Raw genomic sequence first — 25,983 nt, 5'->3', positions numbered from 1 at the left:
CTCCGAGAAGGAGAGGACATGAAGCATCTGCGATATGCGACCGCCCTGGTGGTCGCCCTCGCGCTGGGGGTGACCGGCTGCGGCCGGGACGAGGCCGACTCGGGCTCCGGCGGCCAGCCCGCCGGCAAGGAGATCGCGGCCGGCAAGGCCAAGGGCGCGATCAGGGTCTGGGCCGTGGGCGGCGAGGGCGAGAAGCTCACCGAGCTCGCCAGCGACTTCATGAAGGAGAATCCCGACGCCAAGGTCAACGTCACGTCGTTCCCGTTCGACGCGGCGCACGACAAGATCGCCACGGCCATCGTGGGCCGGCAGACGCCGGACGTCAGCGTGGTGGGTACCACCTGGATGGGCGAGTTCGCCAAGACGGGCGCCTTCGACCCCACCCCCACCGGCCTGTTCGACAAGAGCAAGTTCTTCGAGGGCTCGTGGAACAGCACCGTCGTCGGCGGCACCGCCTACGGGGTCCCGTGGAACGTCGAGACCCGGCTGATCTTCCACCGGAAGGATCTCGCCGCCAAGGCGGGGGTGCAGAAGCCCGCCGACTGGCAGGGGCTCACGGACTTCGCCAAGGCGATGAAGGACAAGGGCGGCGCCAAGTGGGGCATCTACCTGCAGCCGGGCGGCACCGGGTCGTGGCAGAGCTTCATGCCCTTCGCCTGGCAGGCCGGCGCCGACATCATGAAGGACGGCAAGTTCACCCTCGACACCCCGGAGATGCGCAAGGCGCTGGAGTACTACGCCTCGTTCTTCAAGCAGGGCCTCGCGCCGACGAATCTCGCCCCCGAGGCGGTGGGATCGGGCTTCATCAAGGGTGAGGTCGGCGCCTTCGTCTCCGGCCCGTGGCACATGGGCATCCTGCGCGGCGAGGGCGGCCCGGGCTTCGAGGGCAAGTGGGACGTCGCGCAGATGCCGCGCGAGCAGGCCGGCACCTCCTTCATCGGCGGCTTCGACCTGGCGGTCTTCAAGGGGTCCAGGAACCGCGACACGGCCTGGAAGTTCGTCCAGTTCCTCACCACCCCGGCCGCGCAGCAGAAGCTGTACGACCTGGTCGGCAGTCTCCCGGCGGTGCAGGAGAGCTGGCAGTCCGGCAAGCTGGCCGACGACCCGTTCGTGAAGGCGTTCGGTGAGCAGCTCAACGACGCGAAGTCGGCGCCGGCGATCGCCACCTGGGAGCAGGTCGCCGACGTCGTCGATGACGGCATCGAGCGGGTGGTGCGCGGCGTCTCCGATCCCGCCACCGTCGCCAAGGGGATGCAGACCAAGGCGACGGCGATCGGCACCGGGAGCTGACATGACCTCCGCCACCGCGCACCGGCCGAGGACGGGTTCGCGACGAGATCGGCGTCGAGACGGTACGGGCCCACTCGATCCTGCACGACGACCTCGGTGTCTATCGCGAGGTCGACGACAAGCCGGTGCACGACTTCAGCCGCGTTGACGAGACGTACGACCTGCTGCTCTCCACCGGGTTGCGGCCGGTGGTGGAGATCGGCTTCATGCCGCGCGACCTGGCCCGCGAACCGGAACGGACGGTCTTCGAGTACCGCGGCATCATCTCGCCGCCGAAGGACTGGGAGCGGTGGGCCGACCTGGTCCGGGCGCTGGTGCGCCACCTGCTCGACCGGTACGGCGAGGAGGTGCTCGGCTGGGACTTCGAGGTCTGGAACGAGGCCAACCTGGAGGTGTTCTGGTCCGGCACCCGGGGCGGAGTGGATGCGGCTGTACGACGTCACCGCCCAGGCGGTCAAGGACGTCGACCCGCGCATCCCGGTGGGCGGGCCGTCGTCGGCCGCCGCCGGCTGGGTGGACGCCCTGCTCGAGCATGCCAGCATCAGCGGCGCACCGGTCGACTTCGTCTCCACCCACACGTACGGCAGCCCGCCGCTGGACCTGCGCCCCACGCTGCGCCGTTTCGGCCGCCCCGACGCGCGCATCCTCTGGACCGAGTGGGGCGTCACCCCGACCCACTTCCACCCGGTCAACGACGGGGTGTTCGCGGCGACCTTCCTGCTCACCGGCATGCGCTCGGCGGCGGGCCGGGTGGACGCCCTGTCGTACGGGGTCGCCAGCGACCACTTCGAGGAGCTCGGCCGGCCGCCGCGGCTGCTGCACGGCGGGTTCGGGCTGATCACCGTTGGCGGCATCGCCAAGCCCCGCTACCACGCGCTGTGGTTGCTCTCCCGCCTCGGCGAGACGGAACTGCCGGTGCGGGCGTCCGGTGACGGCGCGGACGGGCTGGTGCAGACCTGGGCCAGCCGGCGCGACGACGGTTCGCTCGCGGTGCTGGTGTGGGGTCGACGCTGGACCAGTCGAAGCGGGACGGCGATCGGGCGCTGGCCCGCCGGGTCGCGCTCAGCATCGACGGCGTCGCCGGGCGGCCGGTGCGGGTCACCCGGCTCGACCGGGAGCACGGGGACATCACCACCGTCGCCGAGCGGCTCGGGGTAGACGAGTGGCCCGACGAGGAGCAGTGGGCGGCGCTACGCGCGGTCGACACCCTGCGCGCCGAGCCGGTGGACGCCGTCGACCGGGACGGGAGCACGGTGCTGGAGCTGGAGGTGCCGCAGCCGGGCGCGGTGCTGGTGGAGGTGGGCCCGCCGCGGTGACGCCCTACTCAGCCGGCCGAGGCGTTTTCTTCTCGATGGACGCGCCGAGGAGAAATTTCGACAACGTCTGTTGGTGATAAACTCTCGGCATGGCGACGGCCCCCTGGCAGGCGGTGACTGTCCTCACCGACCAGGTACGACGGGCTCTGTACGACTACGTCCGGAGCCAGGACCACCCGGTGACCCGGGACGAGGCCGCCGAGGCGCAGGGGATCTCGCGCAACCTGGCGGCGTTCCACCTCGACAAGCTCGTCGACGCCGGGCTGCTGCACGCGCGGTACGAGGCTCCGGCCGACCAGCCGCGCGGCCGTGGCCGGACGCCGAAGGTGTACGAGGCGGCGCCGGGCTGCATCGCCCTGACCATCCCGGAGCGCCGCTACGAGCTGATCGGCGAGATCCTGGCCGAGGCCGTCGCCGAGGATCCGACGGATGCCCGGTCGGCCGCTCTCCGCGTGGCGGCGCAGCGGGGCGCGGAGATCGGTCGCCAGGTCGGCGGCGGCCGGCCGGTCTCCGCCGTTCTGGCCGATCTGGGCTTCGAGCCGGCCGGCGAGCAGGAGCTGATCCGGCTGCGGAACTGCCCCTTCCACGCCCTCGCCGCCCGGCAGACCGAGCTGGTGTGCGGCCTGAACGAGGCTTTCATCGCCGGGCTGCTCAGCGGGCTCGGCCGGGCGGATCTGCGGGCGCGGCTGGCCCCGGCGCCCGACGCCTGCTGCGTGCAGGTCCGCCCGGCCTGACGCGTCGCGCCGGCTCCTGCCGTCAGGGCAGCAGGTCGCCGAGCGGCACCTGCGGGTCGGCGAGCCGGTCCAGGTCGACGGCGCGGCCCCGGTGGCCCGCCCGCACCAACGCCTGGATCTGGTCGGTCACGTCCCAGACGTTGGCGTTCATCCCGGCCAGCACCCGGCCGTCGGAGACCCAGAACGCCAGGAACTCCGGCGCCCGGCCGCCCACCACGGCCGGGTCGCCACGGAACACCACCCGGTCGTAGCCGCGCGGGTCCACCCACCCCGAGTACTCCATGCCCAGGTCGTACTGGTCGGAGAAGAAGTACGGCAGCCTGTCGTACTCGACCTGCTGGCCCAGCATGGACCGGGCCGCGGCGGGGCCGCCGTTGAGCGCGTTCGCCCAGTGCTCCACGCGCAGCTGCCGGTCGAGCAGCGGGTGGTGGGCGTTGGCCACGTCGCCGGCGGCGTAGATGTGCGGGTCGGAGGTACGCAGCCGGGCGTCGGTGACGATTCCGTTGTCCACCTTCAGGCCGGCCGCCTCGGCCAGTTGCGTGTCGGGTTGGATGCCCACGCCGACGACGACGGTGTCGGCGGGCAGTTCGGTGCCGTCGGTCAGTAGCACCGAGGAGACCCGCCCCGCGCCGCGTATCTCCTGGACTCCGACGCCGAAGTGGAAGGTAACGTCGTGGCCGCGGTGCAGGTCGGCGAAGACCCGGGCGACCTCGTCGCCGAGCACCCGCTGCAACGGCAGGTCGGCGGTCTCCACCACGGTGACGGCGGCGCCGTACTGGCGGGCGGCGGCGGCGACCTCCAGACCGATCCAGCCGGCACCGATGACCACGAGGCGGGCGCCGCCAACGAGGGCCGTGCCGATCTCGGCGGAGTCGTCCAGCGTGCGCAGGTACCGCACGCCGTCCAGATCGGCACCGGGGACGTCCAGTCGGCGGGGCGTGGAGCCGGTGGTCAGCAGCAGTTTGTCGTATCCGAGCCGTTCACCGGTGTCGAGCACGACCTGGCGGAGGTCGCGGTCGACGGCGGTGACCCGGGTCGCCGTCCGCAGCTCGACGTCGTTCGCGGCGTACCAGCCGGGCTCGTGCACGTACGCGTCCAGCCATCCCGTGGTCCCGAGCAGCAGGCCCTTGGACAGCGGTGGCCGCTCGTAGGGCCGTTCGGGCTCGGCGCCGAGCAGGATGACGCGGCCGGCGAAGCCCTCCTCGCGCAGGGTCTGGGCGGCCTTGGCGCCGGCGAGTCCGGCGCCGACGATGACGAAGGTGTCGCTGCTTTCCATGCCGCTCTCCAGTTCGGTCAGTGGGCGCCGGTGAGGGAGAAGAACTCGCCTCTGGAGCGGGGGTCGTCTCGTAGGGCGCCGAGCAGGGTGGACGTCACGGTGGTGGCGCCGGTGGCCCGTACGCCCCGCAGGGTCATGCACAGGTGCTCGGCCTCGATGACGACGCCGACGCCCTTGGGTGCCAGTTCGAGGGCCAGCCAGTCGGCGACCTGCTTGGTCAGCCGCTCCTGCACCTGCGGGCGGTGGGCGAAGAGTTCCACCACGCGGGCGAGCTTGGACAGTCCGAGGATCCGCTCGCCGGGCAGGTAGCCGACGTGTGCGACACCGACGAAGGGCAGCAGGTGGTGTTCGCAGACCGACCGGATCGGGATGGATCGAGCCAGGACGAGTTCGTCGTAGCCCTCGTCGTTGGGAAACGTGGTCAGGTCGAACGGACGTGCGGTGAGCAGTTCGGCGTACGCCCGGGCCATTCGGCGGGGAGTGTCGCGCAGGCTCTCCGAGTCCAGGTCGATGTCGAGTGCGGCCAGGAACCGGGCGGCGGCCTGTTCGGCGGCGACCAGGTCGAGCACTGGTCGCGGGTCGACGCGGCGTTGGGCCGGTGCGATGCTCACGTCAGCCACCTCCGAGTGCGGTGTGCAGGTGCCACGCCGCAACCTCCGTCTCCACCAGGGATGGTTGCTCTTCGTCGCCATCCTGGCGTGCTTGCGCCGGAATTTCAATAGCGCCCACTGGTGAAAATCCCGCGCGGGCAGATCGTCGCCCACCGGCAGGGCCTGGGCGCGCTCAAGGGCCTACTCGGAGCGGGAGCCGGCGCTTACGACGAGCGGGCGCCGGCATCCGCTCGCGGGGTACGGGCCTCCCCCGCCCGGGACCCGGTCGGTCTCCTCGGCCACGGTCCTGAGCGACCTGAACAATCGGTATTCGAACACTCAAACCGGTATCGGCTATCACAAATGCAAGGTGCGCATAGGACATTGCCCGTTACATCGAAGTGCATTACTATACCAACGGCGCCTTGATCAACGACGCGGCGGCGAAACGCCTGAAGAGAGGTGGCACGAGCACCCGGAGTGACATCTCGGCAGCACCGGAAAACAGCGTCAGGGGCCACCCTGAGCGGTGGGGGGCCGGGGCTACGCACCAGGCGAGCAGCGGAGACCGGGTTCGCCGTCCACCGCGAGCGGTGACCGTCCAACAAAACGACGACCACGTTTCAAAATTGTTGTCCACAATCGACTACTGACTCGCCGATCAGCGGATACTTTACGCCAAACGGGCATTAGCATGTAAGAACGCCAATTGATTGGCGTTGCAGGAGAAACATCCCAGAACGGGTCGGGAACCGGAAGGGGTGGGGGGATGAGGGCAATCCCGAACGAATCCTTGGTCATCGGCATCGCGTCCTCGCCGGCCGAACGCCGGCAACTCGCACAGCTGCTCGGCGGGACGGAGGCCTTCCTGATCGTCTCGACCGTCCAGCAGGCACGGGAGTTCCTCGACGCGGCCGGGGCACCCGGGGCCGCCGGGACCGCACCGGCTGGCCAGATCGAGATCGCCGACGCCGTGGCGGACGCCGGTCCGCCGCCACCGCCCGAGCTGATCGTCGACTCCGACCGACGGGTGCTGCGCTGGCTGGACCGCGAGATCGATCTCACGCCGTTGGAGCACGATTTCCTGGTGTGCCTGGTCGGTACGCCCGGACAGGTGTGGACCTACGAGCAGCTGCACCTGAAGGTCTGGGGCAACGAGCACCTCGGCCGCGGCTCCGACATGCACTCGGTGGTGCGCCGCGTACGGCGCAAGCTCGCCTGGCTGGACGCCCGGGCGGCGATCCACGCGGTCCGTGGGGTCGGCTTCCGCCTCGCCCTGGCCTGACCGCGACGCTCCACCGGCGCCGAAGCTGGCCGACAACCTGCACACACTGATCCGGCCCGCCTGGTCGCAACCAGGCGGGCCGGGTCAGTCACTGTTCAGTTGTCAGCACCTGGTCGGGGACAATGCGAAGTCCTCCACCCTTGGGGTGCTGCTGATCGTCGTCTGACGGTTCTGGGGCTTCCAGCCGTCCTTGGCGACGATCATCTTCAACGGGTTGTGCTTGCGGTCCAGCCAGTAGGCGTACTTGCCCTGGGCGTCGGTGCTGAAGGTCCAGGAGGTCGACTTCGAGTCGACCTGGACGGTCGCACCCTGGAGCGGTGCGCTGACGCCCTGACAGTTCGTCCCGGTGACCGTACCGAGCAGCTTGCCCCAGGTGCCCGGAGGCTGCGCGTTCATCGTCACCGGCACGGGCTGCACCGTGTACGGCGTGTTCTCCTTGATCGCGATCGAACCGGAGTAGGTGCCCGGCTGGTCGACGTTTGCCGTCATCCCGACGGTGACCGTGATCTTCTCGCCCGGCGCCAGCGTGGCCGACGTCTTGTCGATCGTCATCCAGCTGACATCGGCCGGGCGCTCGGCACACTCCTCGAAGCCAGGCAGGGCCTCGCTGTCCGGTGTGGCGTTGAAGCTGCCCGAGGAGCCGCCGATCTTGTAGAAGCCGCACGCCGCGCCACCGCGGTAACGGGCCGTGTTGGCGTTCGGCAGGTTGGACCAGGAGTTGGCACCCGGGTCGTAGGCGAAGCCGGCGTTGCTGACGGCTCCGCCCTGCACGCCACCGACGACCATGAGCTTGCCGCTGGCGACGGCGAAGGAGCTGGCCCAGGTGTCGGTCGGCGCGTCGGCGATGGCGGTCCAGGCGTTGGCGCCCGGGTCGAAGGCATAGCCGGCCTTCTGCGCGGCGGACCCGTCGTTACCACCGGTGCAGTAGACGACGCCGTCGATCCCGCCGCAGGAGGCGAAGGCCACCGACTTCGGGTAGTTGGCCAGCGTCTCCCAGGTGTCGCTGCCCGGGTCGTACCGGACGACCGTGTTGGACATCGGGGTGCAGGAGGCGGTGGTGCAACCGCCGATGGCGTACAGCTTGCCGTCGACGACCGCCTGCCCGGCCGCGGCGCGCGGCGCGGGGTTGCTGGCCTTGCTCGTCCAGGTGTTCGCCGCCGGGTCGTACGACCAGGTGGCGCCGTCGGGCCCGGAAGCCCCCCAGCCGCCGGTCGCGATGATCTTCCCGTCCACGACGCCCACGGTCAGGGCGTTGCGGGCACCGGGAAGATCGGCGATCGCCGCCCAGGTCTGCGCGATCGGGTCGTAGACGTAGTTCTTCGCCGACGAAGCCGATCCGTTGCCGCCGGCGATCGAGTACACCTTGCCATCGAGGTTGACCACCCGGTTGTCCATGACGTTAGCCGGGTAGCCCGCGATGTCCGTCCACGGCGCGGCCTGCGGGCCGTCCGCGGTGGTCACCTTGGCGTCCTTGCTGGACGCCTGCGCGGCGAACGACGTCGGCACCTCGAGCCGCTGCTCCGGCGCGCCGCTGGAGGCGAGGAGCTGCTGCTTGCTCATCGTGGATCCGTCGGCCCGAAGCAGCGAGAAGCCACCGTCCCGCTCACTGAACTGGACGTCGACCGGCGCGGCACCGGTGTTGGTCACGGTGAAGGACTTGTTGACCTTACCGGCGGGCATCTGGACCGTCCCGCTCACGTCGGACGGCTGGATGGACAGCCGGCCGGCGCCGAGTTGGAAGGTCGCAGCCGTCGCCCCGTTCTTCCGGACGTCGACGTCCTTGCTCTGGCTGACGTAGCTGCCGGCCTTCGCGGTGAACTTGTGCGACCCGGTCAACGACGAGAACATCCAGAAGAAGCCGTCCGGCAGGTCGGTGTCGTCCGGAGTCGCGGCGGTGGTGGCCTTCTCGGCCGTCCGGTCGTCGCTGGTGACGGTGGCGCCGTTGAGGTAGCTGTCGTCGTTCTTGTCCTGCACGTGGCCGAGCACCAGGCCACCGTCGATCGGCTGGCAGCTGACCTGGCTGCCGATCAGCACGTTGTCGACCTGCCACCACCAGGCCCACGAGGCGTCGTAGTAGCGGAATCGGACCCTGGCCTGCGCGTTGCCGGCCGCCTGCGGGATCTTGACCTCGGTGACCAGCGGTCCCCGGGCGCTGGCCGACTGCCGGAGCACGTTGGCCCAGGTGGTGCCGCCGTCGAGGCTGAGGTCGACATCCGCCTTGTTGGTGCCCAGCTGCCGGAAGTCCTGGTTGAACCGGATCACCGGCGCCGTGACGTTGGTCAGGTCGACGACCGGGCTGACGAGCGAGCTGTCCTGCCGGTTGCCGCTGCCGTACTTGTCGCTGTCGAGCACCGCCGAGTTGCCGGCGCCGCCGGTCAGGTTGCCGCGGTTGCCGGGGTCGTTGAACTGCCAGACCTGGCCGTTACCGAGACCGTCCACCACGGACCAGCCGGCCGGCGCGGTGGTGCCGTCGAAGGTCTCGTAGACACCGTCGGAGCCGTTGCGGTAGCCGGGCGCCGTGGTGCACGAGTTGGCGTTCACCGGCACGGCAACGTTGTGGGTGACGTTGCTCGAGCCGACGACGACATCCTTGGTCACCGTCTGGTAGCCCGGGTACTGCGGCTCGACCTTGATGCTGTACGTCGCCCCGCTCGGGAGCTTGAAACTGTAGTGACCGTCGGCGGGGGTGGTGTAGTCGGACACGCCCGACGGGCCCTCGACGCTGACCTTGGCGTAGAGCGGCCAGCCCTGCCCGGAACCGTCGGCGACCGTTCCGCTGACGGTGACACTCGGCACCGCCGCCAGCGCGACGCTGGTCGTCGTGGTGGTGTCCTTGGTGACCGTCGCCGGCACCGTCTTGCTCTCGTAGCCGAACGCCGACACGGCGACCTGGTAGTCGCCGGCCGGCAGCAGCGACGAGTACTTGCCGTCGCTCCCGGTGGTCAGCTGGCGGCTGGCCGCGCCGGTCAGGGCCACGGCGGCACCCGCGATCGGGGCACCGCTGCCCGCGTCCGTGATCGTGCCGGCCAGGGTGCCGGTGTCGCCGATCGGGGCGGCGTTGAGCAGCGCGAAGGCGTCCAGCCGGCCCTCGCCGTACACGTTGTTGTTCGCCGCGGTGCCGCCGCACTGGGCGTCGGCCTTGTCGACCGCCGTGGTGTTCAGCAGCGCGCGGGTGGCGTTGATGTCACCGACCAACGCCGGTGCCGCCGACCACAGCAGCGCGACCGCGCCCGCGAGGTGCGGGGAGGCCATGGAGGTGCCGTTGAAGCTGGCGTAGCTGCTGCCCGGAACGCTCGACCGGACGTTCACGCCGGGGGCCGAGATGTTCGGCTTGATCGCGCCGTCCTGCCCGGCGCCGCGGGAGGAGAAGCTGGCGATGTTGTTGTTGATGTCGTAGGCGCCGGCGGAGTAGTTGTTGATCCGGCTGCCCGGCGAGCCGCTGGTCTGGCAGGACGGACCGTTGTTGCCGTTGGACCAGGCGCCGAAGATGCCCGACGCGGCCCAGGCGTTGGTCACGTCCTCCATGAACGGTTCGTTGGAGGGCGCCGTGGTACCCCACGAGTTGTTGATGATGTTCGGCCGCTTGCTGGCGTCCGGGTTCTGACCGTTGAGGTCCCGGGGCTGGAGCATCCACTGGCCGGAGGAGATCAGCGCGGCGTCGCTGGGGCAGCAGCCGTTCGCGGCGATCCACTTGACCTCAGGGGCGACGCCGATCTGGTTCGCGCCGTCGGTGCCGGCCATGGTGCCCATGGTGTGCGTGCCGTGGCCGTTGCTGTCGCAGGGCGCGGCGGCGCAGGTCCCGGCGGCGTTGAACCAGTTGTAGTTGTGGTCGAACGTGCCGTCGCCGTTGTTGCCGCGGTAGGAGTTCACCAGGGCGGGGTGGTCGAACTGGACGCCGGTGTCGATGTTCGCCACCGTGATGCCCGCGCCCTTGACGCCGTACTGGGACCAGACGTCGTCGGCGTTGATGTTGGCGATGCCCCACTCGAGGGCGTTGACGGTCTTCTCGTTGGTGCCCTTGGTGACCTCGGGAACCTTGTACTCCATCGGGGCGTACAGGCCGTCGACCTCGGCGTGGGCGGCGAAGTTCTGGGCCATCGTGGACGACCCGCCGGTGACCTTGATGGCGTTGGTCGCCCAGAAGGTCTGGTACTTCACACCCGAGCTCTCGAGCTCAGCCTTGATCTTGGCCTGGCTCTCGGCGGCGGTCTTCTGCAACGCCTCCGCGACCGCGGTGCCCCGCTTGGCCCAGTCCGTGATTCCGGTGGCCTTGCTCAGGTCTGCCTTGGCCTTGAAGTGGATCCAGAAGTCGCCCTCGGTCTTGCCCTGCAGCTGCTTGGCCAGGTCCGGGCGGATCTTGTCAGAGGCGGAGGCTGCTCCCGTCCCGGTCTGTGCCGCCTGTGCACCTGAACCGGTGGCCAATCCTGTTGCGACGAGGGCGATCGCAGCGCCGGCGCTCACCAGACATCTGGCGATGCGCTTCCTGTGTGGACGTCTTAGCATTGGTGCTGCCTCCTCCAGAGACGACCCGCAGTTGATCGAGTCATGGCGAAGGGTGTGGGAGACCCTCCCGTTTGGATCACGCCCGGAATGGACGAACTCCCCATGCCCCCTCAGGGCGCCGCGCGGGTCACGTCGGCTGCCCAGGGTGGACACTATGATCTAGAGGAAAGCGCGATCAAGAACGCTACGTAAGCAACTTCTCACTAACCGTTGCCTGGTTGTCGGCAAGATTGACAATTACTGTCAGGGCCATAGCGAAGTTGGGCAGATTTTGCCCACCGTTCGGGGTGGGGTGCAGTGGCCGAGGACGAGGAAAGCAGGGTACCGGACCGGTCCGAGCCGACCGAGGAACTGTTCCCGCTGTTGATCGCGGTGACGCCGTCGCCGGCCGAGCGACTCCGGCTCGCCGAACGCCTCGACGGCGTCGCACCGCTGCTGCTGGTCGCCGACCTCGACGAGCTGCGCAGGCTGATCGCGACGCCACAGCGGCTCGCCCGGGCAGCGGCGTCGCCACCACCCGCCGCCCCGTCCACCGGAGCCGGCGACATCCTGCAGATCGACTCGGCCCGGTCCACCGCCCGCTGGCGGGACCGCGAGATCAGCCTCACCCGCCTCGAGCACGACCTGCTGGCCTGCCTGACCACCGAGCCGATCCGGGCCTGGAGCTACCCCGAGCTGCACCGATCGGTCTGGCGTGACGAAGGGCGGGAACGCAAGGCCGACGTGCAGTCGCTGGTGAAGCGGCTACGGCGCAAGCTCACCGAACTCGGCACCGGCGTCACCATCGTCGCGGTACGCGGGGTCGGGTTCCGGCTGGCCGGCCACCAGCAACCGGGGACTCCCGACGTGTGACGCCCGTTCTGGCGCGGTCAGGCCCACCTGCCCTCGAAGAGCGGGGTCACCGGGCGGTCCCGGCGGCTGATCCGCAGGTCTCCGAAGACCGTGCTCCGCTCCGCCCGGTCGACCTCCGCGTCCAGGTCGACCCGCAACTCCTGCGAGGCGTCGTGGGCGGCGCCGATGAGCACGAGCTCGGTCCCGGGGTGGTCGAGGAAGCCGGGCGGGTCGAGCGGGGCGAAGCGGCGACCGTGGAACTTCTGCTGCAGCGCGGCGGGCAGCTTGACCTTGCGCGACCGGCCGAGGCCGACCCCGGGCGGGGACGGCGCCTGCGGGTTCTTGACCGTGACGATGTAGCTCGCCTCCGGCTCGATGCTCAGCTCGTGCTGCGCCTCGCCGGGCCGAACCGGCAGTTCCAGCTCGTACGCCAGGTGCGTGTGGTCGTCGTGCCGGGCGATCACGTACGCGCCCTCCGCCACGGGCCGCGCCGGCGGCTGCCGGCGCCGGTCGCGGGTCCTCGTCCGGTACGCCCGCGCCTGCACCGCCTCGTGCAGCTGCTCGGGCCGATCCACGACCTCGTCGACGAACGCCCAGAAGCGGTCGTGCTCGTCGATGTCGGGCAGGCGTTTGCGGCCGACGATCAGCAGCCGCAGGTGCCTCCCGTGCCACGGGTGCAGCACCACCAGCAGCCGCTGCACCTCTTCCAGGGAGTCGACGTGCTCCTCCTCCACGCGGGGGCGGTAGAGGAAGTAGATGTCGCCGTCCTCCAGCAGCTCCGCCATCCGCCCCGCGTACCCGCAACGGCCGGTCCCGAACGCCGCCCGCGGCCCGGAGTGCTCCCCGGCCCGCCCGTTTGCTCGCCTGCACCACGGGCAATCGGGCGAGGAACGCCGTCACGGGGAGGAGCAGTCGATGAAGATCCACGATCCGTCCAGCCAGGCGATGCAGAAGGACTACGACGTCACCGACATCGAGCGCCTGATGGGCAAGAAGGACTGGAAGAACTACGACGACGTGATCAACTGGCTGAAGAAGGAAGGTGACGAGGACCGACGGTTCACCCCGGGCGAGGTGCAGCACATGATCGACGACTTCGCCCGGGCGCGGGACAAGAAGATGGACTTCGTCCGCGATCCCGAGCAGCTCTACCAGAACCTCAAGAGCAGCCGGTAGCGACACCGGTCGGGCCTCGGCCCACGTCGACGGCACCCGGGCCGCTGGGGAGCAGCCCGGGTACGTCGCGCATGCGTGCCCGGGTACGGGACACACGGGGAGGGCGGCTGGGCGGTACCGTCAGGCGATGACGGACGTGGCGAGTGGTGCCCGGCAGTCGATCCACGCGGAACGGCCCGCCGGCACGCGTGCCATCCTGGCGCTCCACGGTCTACTCGCGGCCGACTACCTGCTCGGCGCCGGCGTCACCGCGCTCGTCGCGGCTGTCCGAAGCGGGCACTACGAGGGGCTGCTCAATGCAGACCTGGCTGCTGGACTGAGAGCACGCGAGAGGAAGCCACGAGGTGCTGCTGCCGGCCTTGTCCGGGGCGTTCGGTGACGACGCCGACGCGATCCGGGTCGGGGACCGGCGGGCGTCGCGGGAGGAGTTGCTGTCCGCCGCTACCGCCCTCGCCGACCGCATCGCCGGCAGCGACGCGGTGGCGATCTGGGCGACGGCCAGCATGGAGACCGTGGTGGCCGTGGTCGCCGGCCTGCTCGCCGGCGTCCCCGTCGTACCGGTGCCGCCGGATTCCGGCCCGGCCGAGCGGGACCACGTGCTGCGCGACTCCGCCGCCTCGCTGCTGCTCGTCCCCCCGGCCGTCGAGGGCGGCGCGGCGCTGGCGGACGTTCGGGTTCCCGTCGTCGCCGTCGACCTGGGCGCCCGCTCAAGCAGCGGCTATCCCGAGCCGGCGCCGGAGAGCCACGCGCTGATCCTCTACACCTCCGGCACCACGGGAGCGCCGAAGGGAGCGGTGATCCCCCGGCAGGCGATCGCCGCCGACCTGGACGCCCTGGCCGACGCCTGGTCGTGGACACCCGAGGATCTGCTGGTGCACGGTCTGCCCCTGTTCCACGTACACGGCCTCGTGCTCGGGGTGCTGGGTGCGCTGCGGGTCGGTTCCCGGCTGGCCCACACCGGCCGTCCCACGCCGGACGCGTACGCCGCCGCCGGCGGCACCCTGTACTTCGGCGTGCCGACCGTGTGGTCGCGGGTCTGCGGCGATCCGTCCTCCGCCCGGGCTCTGTCGTCGGCTCGGCTGCTGGTCTCCGGCAGCGCACCGCTGCCGCTGCCCGTCTTCGCGCGGCTCGCCGAGCTCACCGGTCAACCACCGGTCGAGCGGTATGGGATGACCGAGACGCTGATCACGGTCAGCGGACGCGCGGACGGTGCGCGCCGGCCCGGCTTCGTCGGCACGCCTCTGGCCGGAGTCGAGACCCGGTTGGTCGGCGAGGACGGCGGCCCGGTGGCGCCCGACGGGGAGTCCCCCGGCGAGCTCCAGGTGCGTGGGCCGATGATGTTCCGCGGGTACCTCAACCGGCCGGAGGCCGACCGGGAGTCGTTCACCTCGGACGGCTGGTTCCGCACCGGCGACATCGCCACCGTCGACGCCGACGGGTGGCACCGGATCATGGGCCGGGCGTCCATCGACATGATCAAGAGTGGTGGGTACCGGATCGGCGCGGGCGAGGTGGAGGACGCGCTGCTCGCCCACCCCGCGGTCCGGGAGGCGGCCGTGGTCGGCGCGCCCCATCCCGACCTCGGGCAGCAGGTGGTCGCCTACGTGGTCGCCGACGCGGCGAGCGAGGCGCAGCTCATCGAGTTCGTGGCCGGCCGGATCGCCGCGCACAAACGCCCGCGGCAGATCCATCTGGTGGAGCAGCTGCCGCGCAACGCGATGGGCAAGGTGCAGAAGAAGCTGCTCGCCGCAGGATGACACGTCCCTCAGAAGCTCGCCTTCGGCGCACCCTGGCCTGGATCGATCCTGGTCGGTCCGCCGGCCGACGGCCGCACGTCGAAGTCGAAGATCTCGGTCGGGATGTAGACGGTGGCACAGGAGTTCGGGATGTCCACCACCCCGGAGAACCGTCCCTCGATCGGCGCGGCGCCCAGGAGGAGGTAGGCCTGTTCCGGGGTGTAGCCGAATTTGGTCAGGTAGTCGATGGCATGCAGGCAGGCTCGCTGGAACGCCAGCTGGGAGTCCAGGTAGCGCTGTTCGCCGTCCAGCGTCACGGAGATGCCGGAGAAGGCCAGCCACTGGCAGTACTGCGGGTTCGTGTTTCCCGGCAGGAAGATGACGTTCTCGGAGACGCCGTAGGTGCTCATGCCGCCTTTGATGAGGTCGACGTGCAGGTCGATGAAGCCGCCCATTTCGATGGCGCCGCAGAACGTGATCTCCCCGTCACCCTGGGAGAAATGGAGGTCGCCGACGGACAGGTTCGCGCCCGGGACGTAGACCGGATAGAAGACCCGTGATCCCTTGGTGAGGTTCTTGATGTCCTGGTTCCCACCGTTTTCCCGGGGAGGCGCCGTGCGTGCCGCTTCCGCCGCCACCCGGTCGAAGTCGGCGCCGCTCAGCGTCCCGAGGATCGCGTCACGCGGCTCGGGTGGCAGTGACAGTGGCGGCACCCGGTCGGGATCCGTGGCCCGCAGCGCCGTTTCCCGTTGGTTCCAGGTCGCCAGCAGCTGGGCCGACGGGGCGGTCCCCATCAGCCCGGGATGGATCATCCCGGTGAACGTGACCCCCGGGATGTGCCGAGACGTGGCCTTCTGCCCGGCGAAGTCCCAGACCGCCTTGTAGGCGTCCGGGAAGTAGTCGGTGAGGAAACCCCCGCCGTTGCGTTTGGGAAAGATCCCGGTGTATCCCCAGCCCTGGCCGGCGAGGGGGCCCGAGTCCTCCTGTGGAATGGGGCCGACGTCGAGGATGTCGACCACGAGCAGGTCGCCGGGCTCGGCACCCTGCACCGCGAACGGTCCGCTGAGGGCGTGGACCTTCGACAGGGGCGCGTCCCGCACGTCCACCGCCGAGTCGTCGTTGTGGATGGCGCCGTCGAACCACTCCCGGCAGTGCACGCGGAACGACTGGCCGGGCCGGACGGTGACCGCGGGCGGGATGTCCGGGTGCCATCTGTTGTGACCGACCTTCTCCTGGTCGGTGAAACTCCTGGCCGAGTCCAGTGGGAACAACACTTCGGGCATGAGCCGCTTCCCTTCGCCGAGTGCCGTGCCGGGCCCTCTGGGACATCCGACGCCGGGTCCTACCCCACGTTCATGGCCGTGGCAGGCGAGCCTGGAGGGGGTTCGCCGGGCGGCGTCCCGCCTGCTGCCTGCCGGGAATCGACGACACCACGTCGGGCCTTTCCGCGCTCTGCGCCGCGCGGTCGATCGCCGCGGCCAACGGACGTGGCGTGCGGATGAGCAGCGGCGCGGAGATCACCCTGGCCCCGTCGCTGCCGCACAGCGAACACGGGACACGTGCGGTCGCCTCGCCGATCGGAAATGACACGGCGAAATCGCCGTGCTGGGAACATCGGTACGTATAGGTCGCCACCCCAGCCTCCCTCGCCGAGGCACGTTCCCGGCCCGTGCGCGTGCGTGACGGAACGGTCCAGGAGTCGCGTGCCCGTGGTGCCAGCATCGGATGCGGACGGCCTGCCTCGCAGGCCAATGCCGCAAATCGTTAATGCTGGTGCAACAATCCTCCTCCGTGGCCGGGCGCCGGCCCTTGAGCGGCGTCCCGGCCCGGTCCAGCAGCCCGCCAACGGTTTCGAGGGGAGCCGTCCGCGGTTGCCGACCCATCAACCCTCAGGGAGCACTCGACGGGCGCCGTCGGGCCAGAGGATCGTGGTGGGGATGTCGTGCTCCCGCGCCCACTCGATCGTCCGGTCCGTCGACGCCGCGTGGCAGCCGGGTTCGCCGTCCCACACCGCCACGAGTCGCTGCACCCGTCGCACCAGTTCCCGGTTGGCCGCCACGTAGGCGGCGGTGCCCGAGCGGTCGTACCCGGTGTCGATGACCTCGACCGCCCGGGCCAGCAGCTCGTCGAAGGCGGCCAGGTTCCCGGGGTCGATCACGGCGGTCCGGTAGTCCCGAGCCGGCAGAATCACCTCGTACGTGCCGCCGGTGGCCAGAATCGTGCGCGCGAAGACCTGATCGGCGCCGGCCGCCAGGCAGGTGACGCCGTGCACCGGCCGGTCACTGATCCGGCGCAGCTCGACGCGGAGCGCGTCGGCGACGAGCCCCTCGGTGGCGCGGGTCAGGTTGATGTGCCCGGTGATGCCGACGCGCACCGGTACGGAATCAGCGGACATTCCCCGGTCCCCTCCGCTGCGCGGGCACCGCGGGCGCCAGCCGGATCAGCTCGAACCCGTTGTCGGACAGCACGTCGGGCAGCGCCCGGATCTCCTCGCGGTTCTGCTCCTGGACCTCGGGAGTCAGCTCGTCCCACGGCCGCAGCGCCGGGTGCCGCCGCCGGGCGTCGTCGCGGGGTTCGCCGTACGTCCAGCCTTCTCCTCGTCGTTCCCGGCACCACCGTTCGTGCTCGAGGCGGGCGAGTTCCTCGATCCGGTCGTCGATGGCCAGCCCGGCGGCGGAGGCGTCGCCGGTGCTGCCGTGCCGGGGTGCCACGACGCAGCCGAGGTTCAACAGCTTGGCGGCGATGTCCTGGACGTGGGCCCGGTTGGCTCGCCGCAGTGACTCGGACAGTCGTGACCAGTCCACCATCGCCGGCGCGTCGCCGGGGCGTACTCCGGCGCGCTGCTGGGCTTGCAGGTAGCGGTCGTGGATCAGCCGGGCCAGCCGTTCGGTGAGGTCCTCGGCGATCAGCCGGGCGTCGCAGGCGCGGGTCAGCACCGGGTAGAGGCGGAGCTTGCCGTGCACCTCGTCGAGGAGGTCGTGGCGGGAGTCGCCGTGGAAGGCGGCGGCGAGCGCGGCCTGCCGATAGACCGGTACGAACACGGAACTCTCCGCGCCCTGCCAGAGGGCGGGCGTGTCCAGCACGAACTGCAGGCCGCTGGTCTCCTCCGGGGCGCAGATGTAGATGCGGTCGTAGTGGTCGCGTTCGAGCGGGGCGAGCTCGACGAGGCGGTCGAGGTCCAGGTTGTACGCGGCGAGCTCGCAGACGGTGGTCAGGAACGGGTAGCGGGACGCCGCGAGGGCCAGTTCGGTGCTGGCGTCCGGGGCGACGAGGTCCACCCGCAGGGGTGTGACGAGGTGACCGGGAGGGGTGTCGGCGCGGCGGGCTCGCCAGTGCCGGGCGGTTTCCACCAGGAGGGCTCGGCGGAAGGCGCCGGTGCCGGCGATGAGAACCCTGGCCGGTCGGCCGGTCGCGGGTGGCAGTGGGTGGTGGCGGTGCAGCGCGCGGGCGGCGACGTCGTCGACGTGGAAGTAGTCCAGCCGTAGTCGGCTGGATCCGGCGGCGCCGAGTCGTCGGGCCTGCAGGGACAGGCACATCTCGGGGTCGTGGACCTGCACGTAGACCCGAGGTGGTTGCCGCCGGTCCTGGACGAGTCGGCTGGCGGTGTTGGCGATCGCGTGGTTGCGGTCGGCGTCGTCGGTGCAGGCGTAGATGGTGTGGGCCAGGGGCAGCCCCGCGCCGCGCAGCACTTCCGGGCTGGTCGGGTCGCCGACGACGCCCAGATAGCGGCGCCGGCGGTATTCCAGCGGTCCGAACGGTTCGGAGCGCACCACGACCACGCGTTCGCCGTCGGCGAAGAGCCGGTCGGCGAGCATGTGGGCGAACTGGGAGTCGCCGCAGACCAGGACGTGATCGCGGGCTCGTCGGGCGCGCAGGCGGCGGATCTCGGCGGCCAGCAGCAGCCGGCCCGTCTCGGCCACGGCGAGGAGGGTGAACAGCGGGGCGGTGAACCGGGCGACCTGCAGCTGCCACGGGTAGGGGCCGGCGTTCTGGAAGGGCTCGGCGCTGAGGACGAAGAGTTGCAGGTCGTAGTAGAGCACGTCGTACGGGTCGTGGGCGGTCTCGGGCCGTACCGCGAGCAGGCGCTCGAAGCCGATGTAGCCGAGGACGAGGGAGGCCAGCCCGATGACTCCGAACACGATGCGCAGCCACCATCCGGCTGGGCGGGAAAAGCCGGCGACGGGGTCCGTCATCGAGCGGCGCTCGGGTCGGTGGGACGGTGGTGGCAGGGGCTGGCGAGGCGGGGACGCCGGTAGGGGCGGCGCGGCCACCAGGTTGCGACCATGAGCGCCATGCTATGTCAGCTTCTCGGCCCTGAAGGGCTGAGGTTGCAGATCGTGTTCGATGCTGGCTGCATCGGTCACGCCGCGTTTGGCAGGCTGACGGCTGCCCAGTCCGTAGCACCGCGTGTGGCGATGTTGCGGGCTGCGTTCACGTCGGCGTGCTCAGCGAAGCCGCACGACGTGCATCGGAAGGTGGTCTGGTTGGGGCGGTTGGCTTTGGCGATGTGCCCGCAGGCGGAGCAGCCCTGCGAGGTGTACGCCGGATCGACGTAGACGGTCGCCACTCCGGCTCGTGTCGCTTTGTAGGCGATGTACTGGCCGAGTTGGTGGAATGCCCACGTGTGCAGGGTGACCCGCTGGGGCCGTCGGAGCCGTACCCGGTCGCGGATGCCCGTGAGGTTCTCCAGGGCGATGCCGCGGCCGGTGCGTTCGGCCTCGGTCACGATCTGCTTGGCGATGCGATGGTTGGTGTCGGCCGCGAACCGGGCTTCCTTACGTCGGCGGGCCTTCAACAGCCGCTTGGCCGATTTGGTGCCGATACGCTGGAGCTTGGCCCGCAGCCGCTGGTGGCGATGCCTGACCCGGTTCAAACCCTTGCCGCTGTGTCGGATGCCGTCGTTGGTGGTGGCGATGTTCGCGATGCCCAGGTCAACGCCGAGGAACCCGTCAGGCTCTTTCACCTCCATATCGGGAATGTCGCAGGTGGCGTACAGGAACCACTTTCCGTCACGGCACACCAGGTCAGATTCACCCCGCCGGTGCGCCACCAGGGTGGCGTACTGCTGCTCAGAGCAGGCGAAGCGGATGCCGGCCTGCCGCCCCGCGGTGGTCCAGATGGAAACCGTGCCCGAGCGCATCTGCCAGGACAGGCAGCGGTCGTCGAACGGCTGCGCGGCGTCCCGACGGAATCCGACCGGCTTCGCCTCAGCCTTGCGGCGACGCTTCGACCCGGGCTCGCCGAGGTTGCCGGCGCGGATGTTGGCGTTCAGGGTGGCGTACGCGCCGGCGACCTTGCGGGCGACGTGGATCGCAGGCTGAGCCGACAACCCCATCGCCTTCAACCGGCCGTAGGTGAGCCGCTGCAACGCCTGCTTGCCGAACACCCGAGACCGATACGCCTCACCGGAAACCAGGTTCGCGGCCTCGTTGCACAGGCTCAGCGTGTCCCGCAATGCCGCCTCCTGGCCGGCGTCGGGGAACAGCCGCACCCGCACGACCAGTTTCACGTCCACAGTATACCGTCTGGCCTATGTCACCCCGATGGACCCCAGACCCGAATGTTCGCCGTGGCCGCAGCGTTGTCTACAACCTGCACGTACATCTTGTCTTCGTCACCAAGTCCCGGCGGGACGTGCTCAACGACGCCATGCTCACCCGGTGCGGGCAGATCATGGCTGACATGTGCGCCAAGCTCGGTGCGCAACTGCGGGAGTTCAACGGCGAAGACGACCACGTCCACCTCCTCGTCCACTATCCACCGAAACTACCGATCTCAACCCTGGTCAACCGACTCAAAGGCGTCTCCACGCACTACCTGCGGCAGGAATTCACCGACCAGATCAACCGGCACATCATGCACGGCCACCTGTGGTCACCGTCGTACTTCGCCGGATCCTGCGGTGGAGCACCCCTCGCCGTCATCCGTGAGTACATCGAAAACCAGAAACGTCCAGGCTCGTGACGCGATTCCTCCCGGCCCTGAAGGGACCGGGATTCCTCGCTAGGCCAGGTTGACGGAGTCGATCGGGGCCGCGCTCGACGCACCTGCGCATTTCGCAGGTGAACCCGAACCGGTGGGCGGTGGCCGTCGTCGACCAGGAACGCCTGAGCGACAATCGACGCCGTGCGGTTCGGCATCCTGGGCGCGACCGAGGTGTATACCGCCGACGGTCGCCGGCTGACCGTCGGCGGGCCGCGGCTGCGCGCGCTGCTGGTGCTGTTGCTGCTCGACGGCGGGCGGGTGGTGCCGCGGGATCGGCTGATCGACGGCCTCTACGGCGCCGACCCGCCGGCCGGCGTGGCGAACGCGCTGCAGTCGCAGGTGTCCCGGCTGCGCCAGGTGCTGTCGACCGGGCCGGTCGATCCGGTCGAGTTCCACCCGGCGGGCTACCGGCTGGCGGTCGACCCGGAGGACGTCGACGTGCACCGGTTCGTCCGCCTGGCCGACGCGGGGCGGGCCGCGCTCGACGGCGGCGATCCGCGCCGAGCCGCCGACCTGCTGCGCGAGGCGCTCGCGCTGTGGCGCGGGGAACCGCTGGCGGATGTGCCGGAGGCGCCGTTCGCCGCGGCGCAGGCGGCGCGGCTGTGGGATCGCCGGCTTGCCGCGACGGAGGAGCGGATCGAGGCGGAGCTGCGGCTGGCGGCGCCCGGATCGTCTGCCGTCGGGACACTGGTGGCCGAGCTGCGGGAGCTGGTGGCCGCGCACCCGTTGCGGGAGCGGCTGCACGGCCAGCTGATGCGCGTGCTGCGCGCCGACGGTCGCCGGGCCGAGGCGCTCACCGCCTTCGCGGACCTTCGTCGGGTGCTCGCCGACGAACTGGGCACCGACCCGTCCGCCGAGTTGGTCGCGTTGCACGCGGCCCTGCTGCGCGACGAGGTCGAACCCCGCGCCGAGGTGGCCCCGCCCCGGCTGCCCGCGCTGCCCGGTCAGTTGAGCAGCTTCGTGGGCCGGGAGGCGGAACTGCGCCGGCTCGGCAAGCTGCTCGGCGAGGCTCGGCTGGTCACGCTGCACGGCCCGGGCGGCGTGGGGAAGACCCGGTTGGGTCTTGAGGCCGCCGCACGGCACGGCGGCGAGGTGTGCCTGGTCGAGCTTGCCGCGGTGCCGGCCGGTGCGGAGGTCGCCCCGGCGGTGCTGGCCGCGCTCGATCTGCGCGACGCCACGCTGCGCGTGCCGGGCGGGCCCCGTGACGTCACCGACCGGCTGGTCGCGGCGCTCGCCGACCGCCGGCTGCTGCTCCTGCTCGACAACTGCGAGCATGTGGTGGCCGACGCGGCCCGGCTCACCGCCCGGCTGCTGCGGGCCGCCCCGATGGTCCGCGTCCTGGCCACCAGCCGGGAACCGCTCGGTGTGACCGGTGAGGCGCTCTGCCCGGTGGTCGGGCTGCCGGTGCCGTCCGGCAGCGTCCCGGCCGAGTTGGCCCGGGAGTACGCCGCGGTGCGGCTGTTCGCGGACCGCGCCGCCGATGTGGCGCCGGGGTTCGCGGTGGACGCGAGCACGGTGGCCGCGGTGTTGCGGATCTGCCGTACCCTCGACGGTTTGCCGCTGGCGATCGAGCTGGCCGCGGCGCGGTTGCGGGCGCTGCCGGCGGCGGAGGTGGCGGCCCGGCTGGACGACCGGTTCCGGCTGCTGAACCGGGGCTGCCGGGTGGCCGAGCCGCGGCACCAGACGTTGCGGGCGGTGGTGCGGTGGAGCTGGGATCTGCTGGACGAGCCGGAGCGGCGGCTGGCGCGCCGGCTGAGCGTGTTCGCCGGCAGCGCCGACCTGGCGGCCATCGAGCGGGTCTGCGCGCCGGTGGGCGCGGACGTGCTCGACGTGCTGACGAGCCTGGTGGAGAAGTCGCTGGTGGACGCGACCGACGGGCGTTTCCGCATGTTGGAGACGGTGCGCGCGTTCGCGGCCGAGCGGCTCGCCGAGGCGGGCGAGGTCGACCGGCTGCGCCACGCGCACGCGGCGTACTTTCTCGACCTCGCTCGGGCGGGCGACGTCGGGTTGCGGGGTGCGGCGCAGCTGGAGTGGCTGCGGCGGCTGGACGCCGACCGCGATGACCTGCTCGCCGCGCTGCGCCGGGCGGTGGCGGGCGATGACACCGGCGTCGCGTTGCGGCTGGTCGCCGCCCTGTCTTTCTACTGGTGGCTGCGGGGCCTGCGGGCCGAGGGCGCCGCGCTGGCCGGCCGGCTCGTCGACCGGCTCGGCGCTCCGCCGCCGGGGCTCGCCGAGGAGTACGCGCTCTGCCTGCTGGTCGCCGCGGTGAGCGGCTGCGGCAGCGCGAACCCGTTGGCGGCCAGCGACATCCTCTGGGGTCTGGGCCGGCCGCCCGCGTACCCGTTCCTGCTCTACCTGTCCGGGATGACCGCCGGTCCCCCGTCACAGGAGCGGATATCGCTGCTCACGCAGCGGCGGGACGCGTTGCTCGGTGGTGACCCGTGGAGCCAGGCCCTGGGGTCGCTCGGGCTGGCCATGTTGTGGCTGCTCAACGGCCGGTACGACGAGGCCCGCGCGGAGCTGGCGGTCGCCCTCGACGGTTTCCGCGCGATCGGCGAACGGTGGGGCATGATCCTGGTCCTGAGCACGCTCGCCGAGGGTGCCTACCGGGTCGGGGATTCCGCGGCGGCCGCCGAACCGATGGCGGAGGCGCTGCGGTTGGCGCGCGAGCTCGGCTCGGCGCTCGACATGGCCGAGTTGCTGCGTACCCGGGCGGACGGGCGGCTCGGGGTCGGTGACCTGGACGGGGCGGGCACCGACTACCACCGGGTGGTGGAGGTCGCGCAACCGGCCGGGGCGCCGGAGCTGGTCGCCGCGGCCCACTACGGGCTCGGCGAGATCGCCCGGCGGAGCGGTGACCTGGACCGGGCCCGGCAGCTGTGCGAGCAGGCGGTGGCGGAGTGCCCGGCCGGCTGGTTCGGCGCCGAGGTGGTGCGGCTGGCGGCGTTGGTCGCGCTCGGACAGATTGCCGACGCGATCGGGGACGCGCCGACGGCCCGCGCCCGCTACCGGGAGGTGCTGGGCGCGACCCTCGGGGTGTGGGACGTGCCGACCGTCGGCGCCGCGGTGGCGGGCCTGGTCGGGCCGGTGCTGCGGCGCGGTGAGGCCGAGCGGGCGGCGCTGTTGCTCGGGTCGGTGTCGGCGCTGCTGCGCGGTACCGGCGCTGGCGAGGCGGCGCAGGCCGCGCCGGTGGCGGCGGAAGCCCGGGCGCAGCTCGGGGACGGGGCGTTCGAGCGGGCCTTCGCCCGGGGCGCCGGGCTGGGCCGGGAGCGGGCGCTCGCGCTGCTGGACGGGCGCTGACGGCGGGCACAGCCGCCGTCAGCGGACGGTGCGCGGCCGGTCAGCGCGGCCGGCCAGGCTGCTGGCATGACCTACGAAACATCAGCCGTCGTCGCCGAGGGGCTGCGCAAGTCGTACGGCGGCACGCCGGCCCTCGACGGGTTCGACCTGGCTGTGCCGACCGGCACGGTCTGCGGACTGCTCGGCCCGAACGGCGCGGGCAAGACCACTGCGGTGCGGATCCTGGCCACCCTGCTGCGCTTCGACGCCGGGCACGCGCGGGTGGCCGGGTACGACGTGGCCCGGCACCCCGATCGGGTCCGCGCGCTGATCGGGTTGACCGGGCAGTACGCCGCGGTCGACGAGATCCTCAGCGGGCGGCAGAACCTGATCCTGTTCGGCCGGCTGCGGCACCTGCCGGCGCGGGTGGCCCGGCGTCGGGCCGACGAGCTGCTCGACCAGTTCGGGCTCGCCGACGCGGCGGACCGCTCGGCCGGGGCGTATTCCGGTGGGATGCGCCGGCGCCTCGATCTCGCCGCCAGCCTGATCACTACGCCGCGGGTGCTGTTCCTGGACGAGCCCACCACCGGGCTGGACCCGCGCAGCCGAAACGGCCTGTGGGAGGCGGTCCGGTCGCTCGTCGCGGACGGCACCACGGTGCTGCTCACCACGCAGTACCTGGAGGAGGCGGACCAGCTGGCCGACCGGATCTCGGTGGTGGACGCCGGCCGGGTGGTGGCCGAGGGCACCTCGGCCGAGCTGAAGGCCCGGATCGGCGAGGACCGGATCGAGCTGGTGGTCCGGCACGCCGCGCAGTTGCCGGCCGCCGCCGGCGTCGTCGAACGGATCACCGGCGGGCCGGTGTCCGTGGACGTGGAGATCCGGCAGCTCAGCGCGCCCGTCGTGGACCGGATCGGCGCGCTCGCCGAGGTCATGCGGGCGCTGCAGGAGCACGGTGTGGCGGTCGAGGACGTCGTCCTGCGCCGGCCCACCCTGGACGAGGCGTTCCTACGGCTCACCGGGCACCGGTCGGCCGGTACCCGCGAGGAGGTGGCGGCGTGAGCACGGCAGTCGACTCCCGGCGCGGCGCAGCCGCAACCACGGCAGAGGTCCGGACCGCCGGTGCGCTGGTCCGGCTCGGCTGGGCGGTGGCCGACGGTTGGGTGATGGCCGGACGGAACATGCGGCACGTGGTCCGGTCGCCCGAGGAGATCATCCTCTACTTCAGCCTGCCGATCATGTTCGTGCTCGTCTTCGGTTACGTGTTCGGCAGCGGCATGGCGGTGCCCGGCAACGGCAACTACCGGGAGTTCCTGCTGCCCGGCGTGTTCGTGATGACGATGCTCTACGGCCTCGGCGCCACCGCGTCGGCGGTCGCCTTCGACGCCAGCCGTGGCGTGGTCGACCGGTTCCGGTCCATGCCGATGGCCCGGTCCGCGCTGCTCACCGGGCGGGCCTGCGCCGATCTCGCCCGGGCCGTGCTGGAACTGGCCACGCTGGTGGTCTGCGGCCTGCTCGTAGGTTGGCGGTGGCGCAACGGGGTGGGCGACGCGCTGGCGGCGGCGGGCCTGATCCTGCTGCTGCGGCTCGCGCTCACCTGGGTGGGCATCCTGTTCGGCCTGCTCGTGCCGAACCCGGACACGGTCGCGGTGATCGTGTTCCCGCTGGCCTTCCCGCTCACTGCCCTGTCCAACGTCTTCGTCGCCCCGGACCTGCTGCCGCAGTGGCTGGGTGCGGTGGCCGCGTGGAATCCGCTGTCCGCCACCGTGGCGGCCGCGCGGGAGTTGTTCGGCAACCCGGGCATCGGCGGCGAGTCGTGGGCGGCGCAGCATCCGCTGCCGTTGGCGCTCGGCTGGCCGCTGCTGCTCATCGTGCTGGTCGCGCCGCTGGCGGTCCGCCGCTATCAGCGGCTCAGCCGCTGACCCACCGGCCGGGCGCGTCGCTCGTACGCCGGAGGAGGTGGGTGCGCAGCCATCCGCCTC

The 25,983-nt window shown here is 71.3% G+C and carries 22 protein-coding genes and 1 pseudogene; 14 read left to right on the top strand and 9 right to left on the bottom strand.

All coding sequences use genetic code 11. The features are described from left to right. Positions 1-18: 18 nt before the first annotated feature. The 5 genes and pseudogenes from ACFYM6_RS30865 (at position 19) to ACFYM6_RS30845 (ending at position 3,340) form a co-directional block, all read left to right on the top strand. Complete coding sequence (locus ACFYM6_RS30865; RefSeq protein ID WP_387280990.1) at positions 19-1,290, top strand: sugar ABC transporter substrate-binding protein; 1,272 nt, start codon at positions 19-21, stop codon at positions 1,288-1,290. A 47-nt stretch (positions 1,291-1,337) separates the two neighbouring features. Next, positions 1,338-1,685: pseudogene (locus tag ACFYM6_RS30860) on the top strand (xylan 1,4-beta-xylosidase); the annotation flags it as partial. 28 nt (positions 1,686-1,713) lie between these two features. Then, on the top strand, positions 1,714-2,448 hold the full coding sequence (locus tag ACFYM6_RS30855; RefSeq protein ID WP_387280989.1) for a hypothetical protein: 735 nt from the start codon (positions 1,714-1,716) through the stop codon (positions 2,446-2,448). Further along, positions 2,382-2,606, top strand: a complete 225-nt coding sequence (locus tag ACFYM6_RS30850) for a hypothetical protein (protein WP_387280988.1) — start codon at positions 2,382-2,384, stop codon at positions 2,604-2,606. Before ACFYM6_RS30855 ends, ACFYM6_RS30850 begins: the two co-directional genes overlap by 67 nt. Positions 2,607-2,695: 89 nt before the next feature. Continuing rightward, on the top strand, positions 2,696-3,340 hold the full coding sequence (locus tag ACFYM6_RS30845; RefSeq protein ID WP_387280987.1) for a helix-turn-helix transcriptional regulator: 645 nt from the start codon (positions 2,696-2,698) through the stop codon (positions 3,338-3,340). 22 nt (positions 3,341-3,362) lie between these two features. On the opposite strand, the gene ACFYM6_RS30840 is transcribed toward ACFYM6_RS30845, so the two are convergent. Then, on the bottom strand, positions 3,363-4,616 hold the full coding sequence (locus ACFYM6_RS30840) for an NAD(P)/FAD-dependent oxidoreductase (protein ID WP_387280986.1): 1,254 nt from the start codon (positions 4,614-4,616) through the stop codon (positions 3,363-3,365). Positions 4,617-4,633: 17 nt separating this feature from the next. Continuing rightward, the gene (gene folE, locus ACFYM6_RS30835; protein WP_387280985.1) at positions 4,634-5,308 is read right to left on the bottom strand and encodes a GTP cyclohydrolase I FolE; all 675 of its coding nucleotides are present in this window, start codon (positions 5,306-5,308) and stop codon (positions 4,634-4,636) included. A gap of 667 nt (positions 5,309-5,975) precedes the next feature. Between folE and ACFYM6_RS30830 the strand changes: the two genes are divergently transcribed. Further along, positions 5,976-6,491 carry a winged helix-turn-helix domain-containing protein gene (locus tag ACFYM6_RS30830; RefSeq protein WP_387280984.1) on the top strand — a complete coding sequence of 172 codons (516 nt, stop codon included), beginning with the start codon at positions 5,976-5,978 and terminating at the stop codon, positions 6,489-6,491. Positions 6,492-6,593: 102 nt separating this feature from the next. On the opposite strand, the gene ACFYM6_RS30825 is transcribed toward ACFYM6_RS30830, so the two are convergent. Beyond that, positions 6,594-10,952 carry a S8 family serine peptidase gene (locus ACFYM6_RS30825; protein WP_387280983.1) on the bottom strand — a complete coding sequence of 1,453 codons (4,359 nt, stop codon included), beginning with the start codon at positions 10,950-10,952 and terminating at the stop codon, positions 6,594-6,596. 339 nt (positions 10,953-11,291) lie between these two features. Here ACFYM6_RS30825 and ACFYM6_RS30820 point away from each other — a divergent pair, with 339 nt between their 5' ends. Then, positions 11,292-11,846: a winged helix-turn-helix domain-containing protein gene (locus ACFYM6_RS30820; RefSeq protein ID WP_387280982.1), complete on the top strand. Its 555-nt coding sequence runs from the start codon at positions 11,292-11,294 to the stop codon at positions 11,844-11,846. A 17-nt stretch (positions 11,847-11,863) separates the two neighbouring features. Here the strand turns inward: ACFYM6_RS30820 and ACFYM6_RS30815 are convergent, their stop codons facing one another. Next, positions 11,864-12,610, bottom strand: coding sequence for a hypothetical protein (locus ACFYM6_RS30815; RefSeq protein WP_387280981.1), 747 nt, complete (start codon positions 12,608-12,610; stop codon positions 11,864-11,866). A 130-nt stretch (positions 12,611-12,740) separates the two neighbouring features. Between ACFYM6_RS30815 and ACFYM6_RS30810 the strand changes: the two genes are divergently transcribed. The 3 genes from ACFYM6_RS30810 to ACFYM6_RS30800 all read left to right on the top strand — a co-directional run bounded on the left by ACFYM6_RS30810 (position 12,741) and on the right by ACFYM6_RS30800 (position 14,758). Next, positions 12,741-13,001, top strand: coding sequence for a hypothetical protein (locus tag ACFYM6_RS30810; RefSeq protein WP_073835825.1), 261 nt, complete (start codon positions 12,741-12,743; stop codon positions 12,999-13,001). 127 nt (positions 13,002-13,128) lie between these two features. After that, positions 13,129-13,380, top strand: a complete 252-nt coding sequence (locus ACFYM6_RS30805) for a hypothetical protein (protein ID WP_387280980.1) — start codon at positions 13,129-13,131, stop codon at positions 13,378-13,380. Further along, the gene (locus ACFYM6_RS30800; RefSeq protein ID WP_387280979.1) at positions 13,346-14,758 is read left to right on the top strand and encodes an acyl-CoA synthetase; all 1,413 of its coding nucleotides are present in this window, start codon (positions 13,346-13,348) and stop codon (positions 14,756-14,758) included. Before ACFYM6_RS30805 ends, ACFYM6_RS30800 begins: the two co-directional genes overlap by 35 nt. 8 nt (positions 14,759-14,766) lie before the next feature. Here the strand turns inward: ACFYM6_RS30800 and fmdA are convergent, their stop codons facing one another. From fmdA to ACFYM6_RS30775, 5 genes are all read right to left on the bottom strand, one after another. Further along, complete coding sequence (gene fmdA / locus ACFYM6_RS30795) at positions 14,767-16,020, bottom strand: formamidase (protein WP_387280978.1); 1,254 nt, start codon at positions 16,018-16,020, stop codon at positions 14,767-14,769. 70 nt (positions 16,021-16,090) lie between these two features. Next, on the bottom strand, positions 16,091-16,372 hold the full coding sequence (locus ACFYM6_RS30790; protein WP_387280977.1) for a zinc ribbon domain-containing protein: 282 nt from the start codon (positions 16,370-16,372) through the stop codon (positions 16,091-16,093). Between the two features lie 247 nt (positions 16,373-16,619). Continuing rightward, complete coding sequence (locus tag ACFYM6_RS30785) at positions 16,620-17,132, bottom strand: hypothetical protein (RefSeq protein WP_387280976.1); 513 nt, start codon at positions 17,130-17,132, stop codon at positions 16,620-16,622. After that, entirely contained in the window at positions 17,122-18,930 is a 1,809-nt protein-coding gene (locus ACFYM6_RS30780; RefSeq protein WP_387280975.1) for a RyR domain-containing protein, read from the bottom strand. The genes ACFYM6_RS30785 and ACFYM6_RS30780 overlap by 11 nt, the downstream gene beginning before the upstream one ends. A gap of 167 nt (positions 18,931-19,097) precedes the next feature. Then, a complete protein-coding gene (locus ACFYM6_RS30775; protein ID WP_387280974.1) occupies positions 19,098-20,246 on the bottom strand; it encodes an RNA-guided endonuclease InsQ/TnpB family protein in 1,149 nt (382 codons plus the stop codon). A gap of 23 nt (positions 20,247-20,269) precedes the next feature. Between ACFYM6_RS30775 and tnpA the strand changes: the two genes are divergently transcribed. From tnpA to ACFYM6_RS30755, 4 genes are all read left to right on the top strand, one after another. After that, positions 20,270-20,701 (top strand): IS200/IS605 family transposase, encoded by a 432-nt coding sequence (gene tnpA, locus ACFYM6_RS30770; protein WP_387280972.1) that lies wholly within the window; start codon positions 20,270-20,272, stop codon positions 20,699-20,701. Positions 20,702-20,863: 162 nt separating this feature from the next. Beyond that, positions 20,864-24,022, top strand: coding sequence for a BTAD domain-containing putative transcriptional regulator (locus tag ACFYM6_RS30765; RefSeq protein WP_387280971.1), 3,159 nt, complete (start codon positions 20,864-20,866; stop codon positions 24,020-24,022). A 66-nt stretch (positions 24,023-24,088) separates the two neighbouring features. Continuing rightward, entirely contained in the window at positions 24,089-25,063 is a 975-nt protein-coding gene (locus ACFYM6_RS30760) for an ATP-binding cassette domain-containing protein (protein ID WP_387280970.1), read from the top strand. A 104-nt stretch (positions 25,064-25,167) separates the two neighbouring features. Then, positions 25,168-25,923, top strand: a complete 756-nt coding sequence (locus tag ACFYM6_RS30755; protein ID WP_387281015.1) for an ABC transporter permease — start codon at positions 25,168-25,170, stop codon at positions 25,921-25,923. Positions 25,924-25,983 lie beyond the last annotated feature (60 nt).

Source organism: Micromonospora sp. NPDC006431, from assembly GCF_042870725.1.
Lineage (GTDB): Bacteria > Actinomycetota > Actinomycetes > Mycobacteriales > Micromonosporaceae > Micromonospora.
The sequence above is the reverse complement of the archived record's forward strand: the minus strand, read 5'-3'. Positions and strand labels throughout refer to the sequence as shown.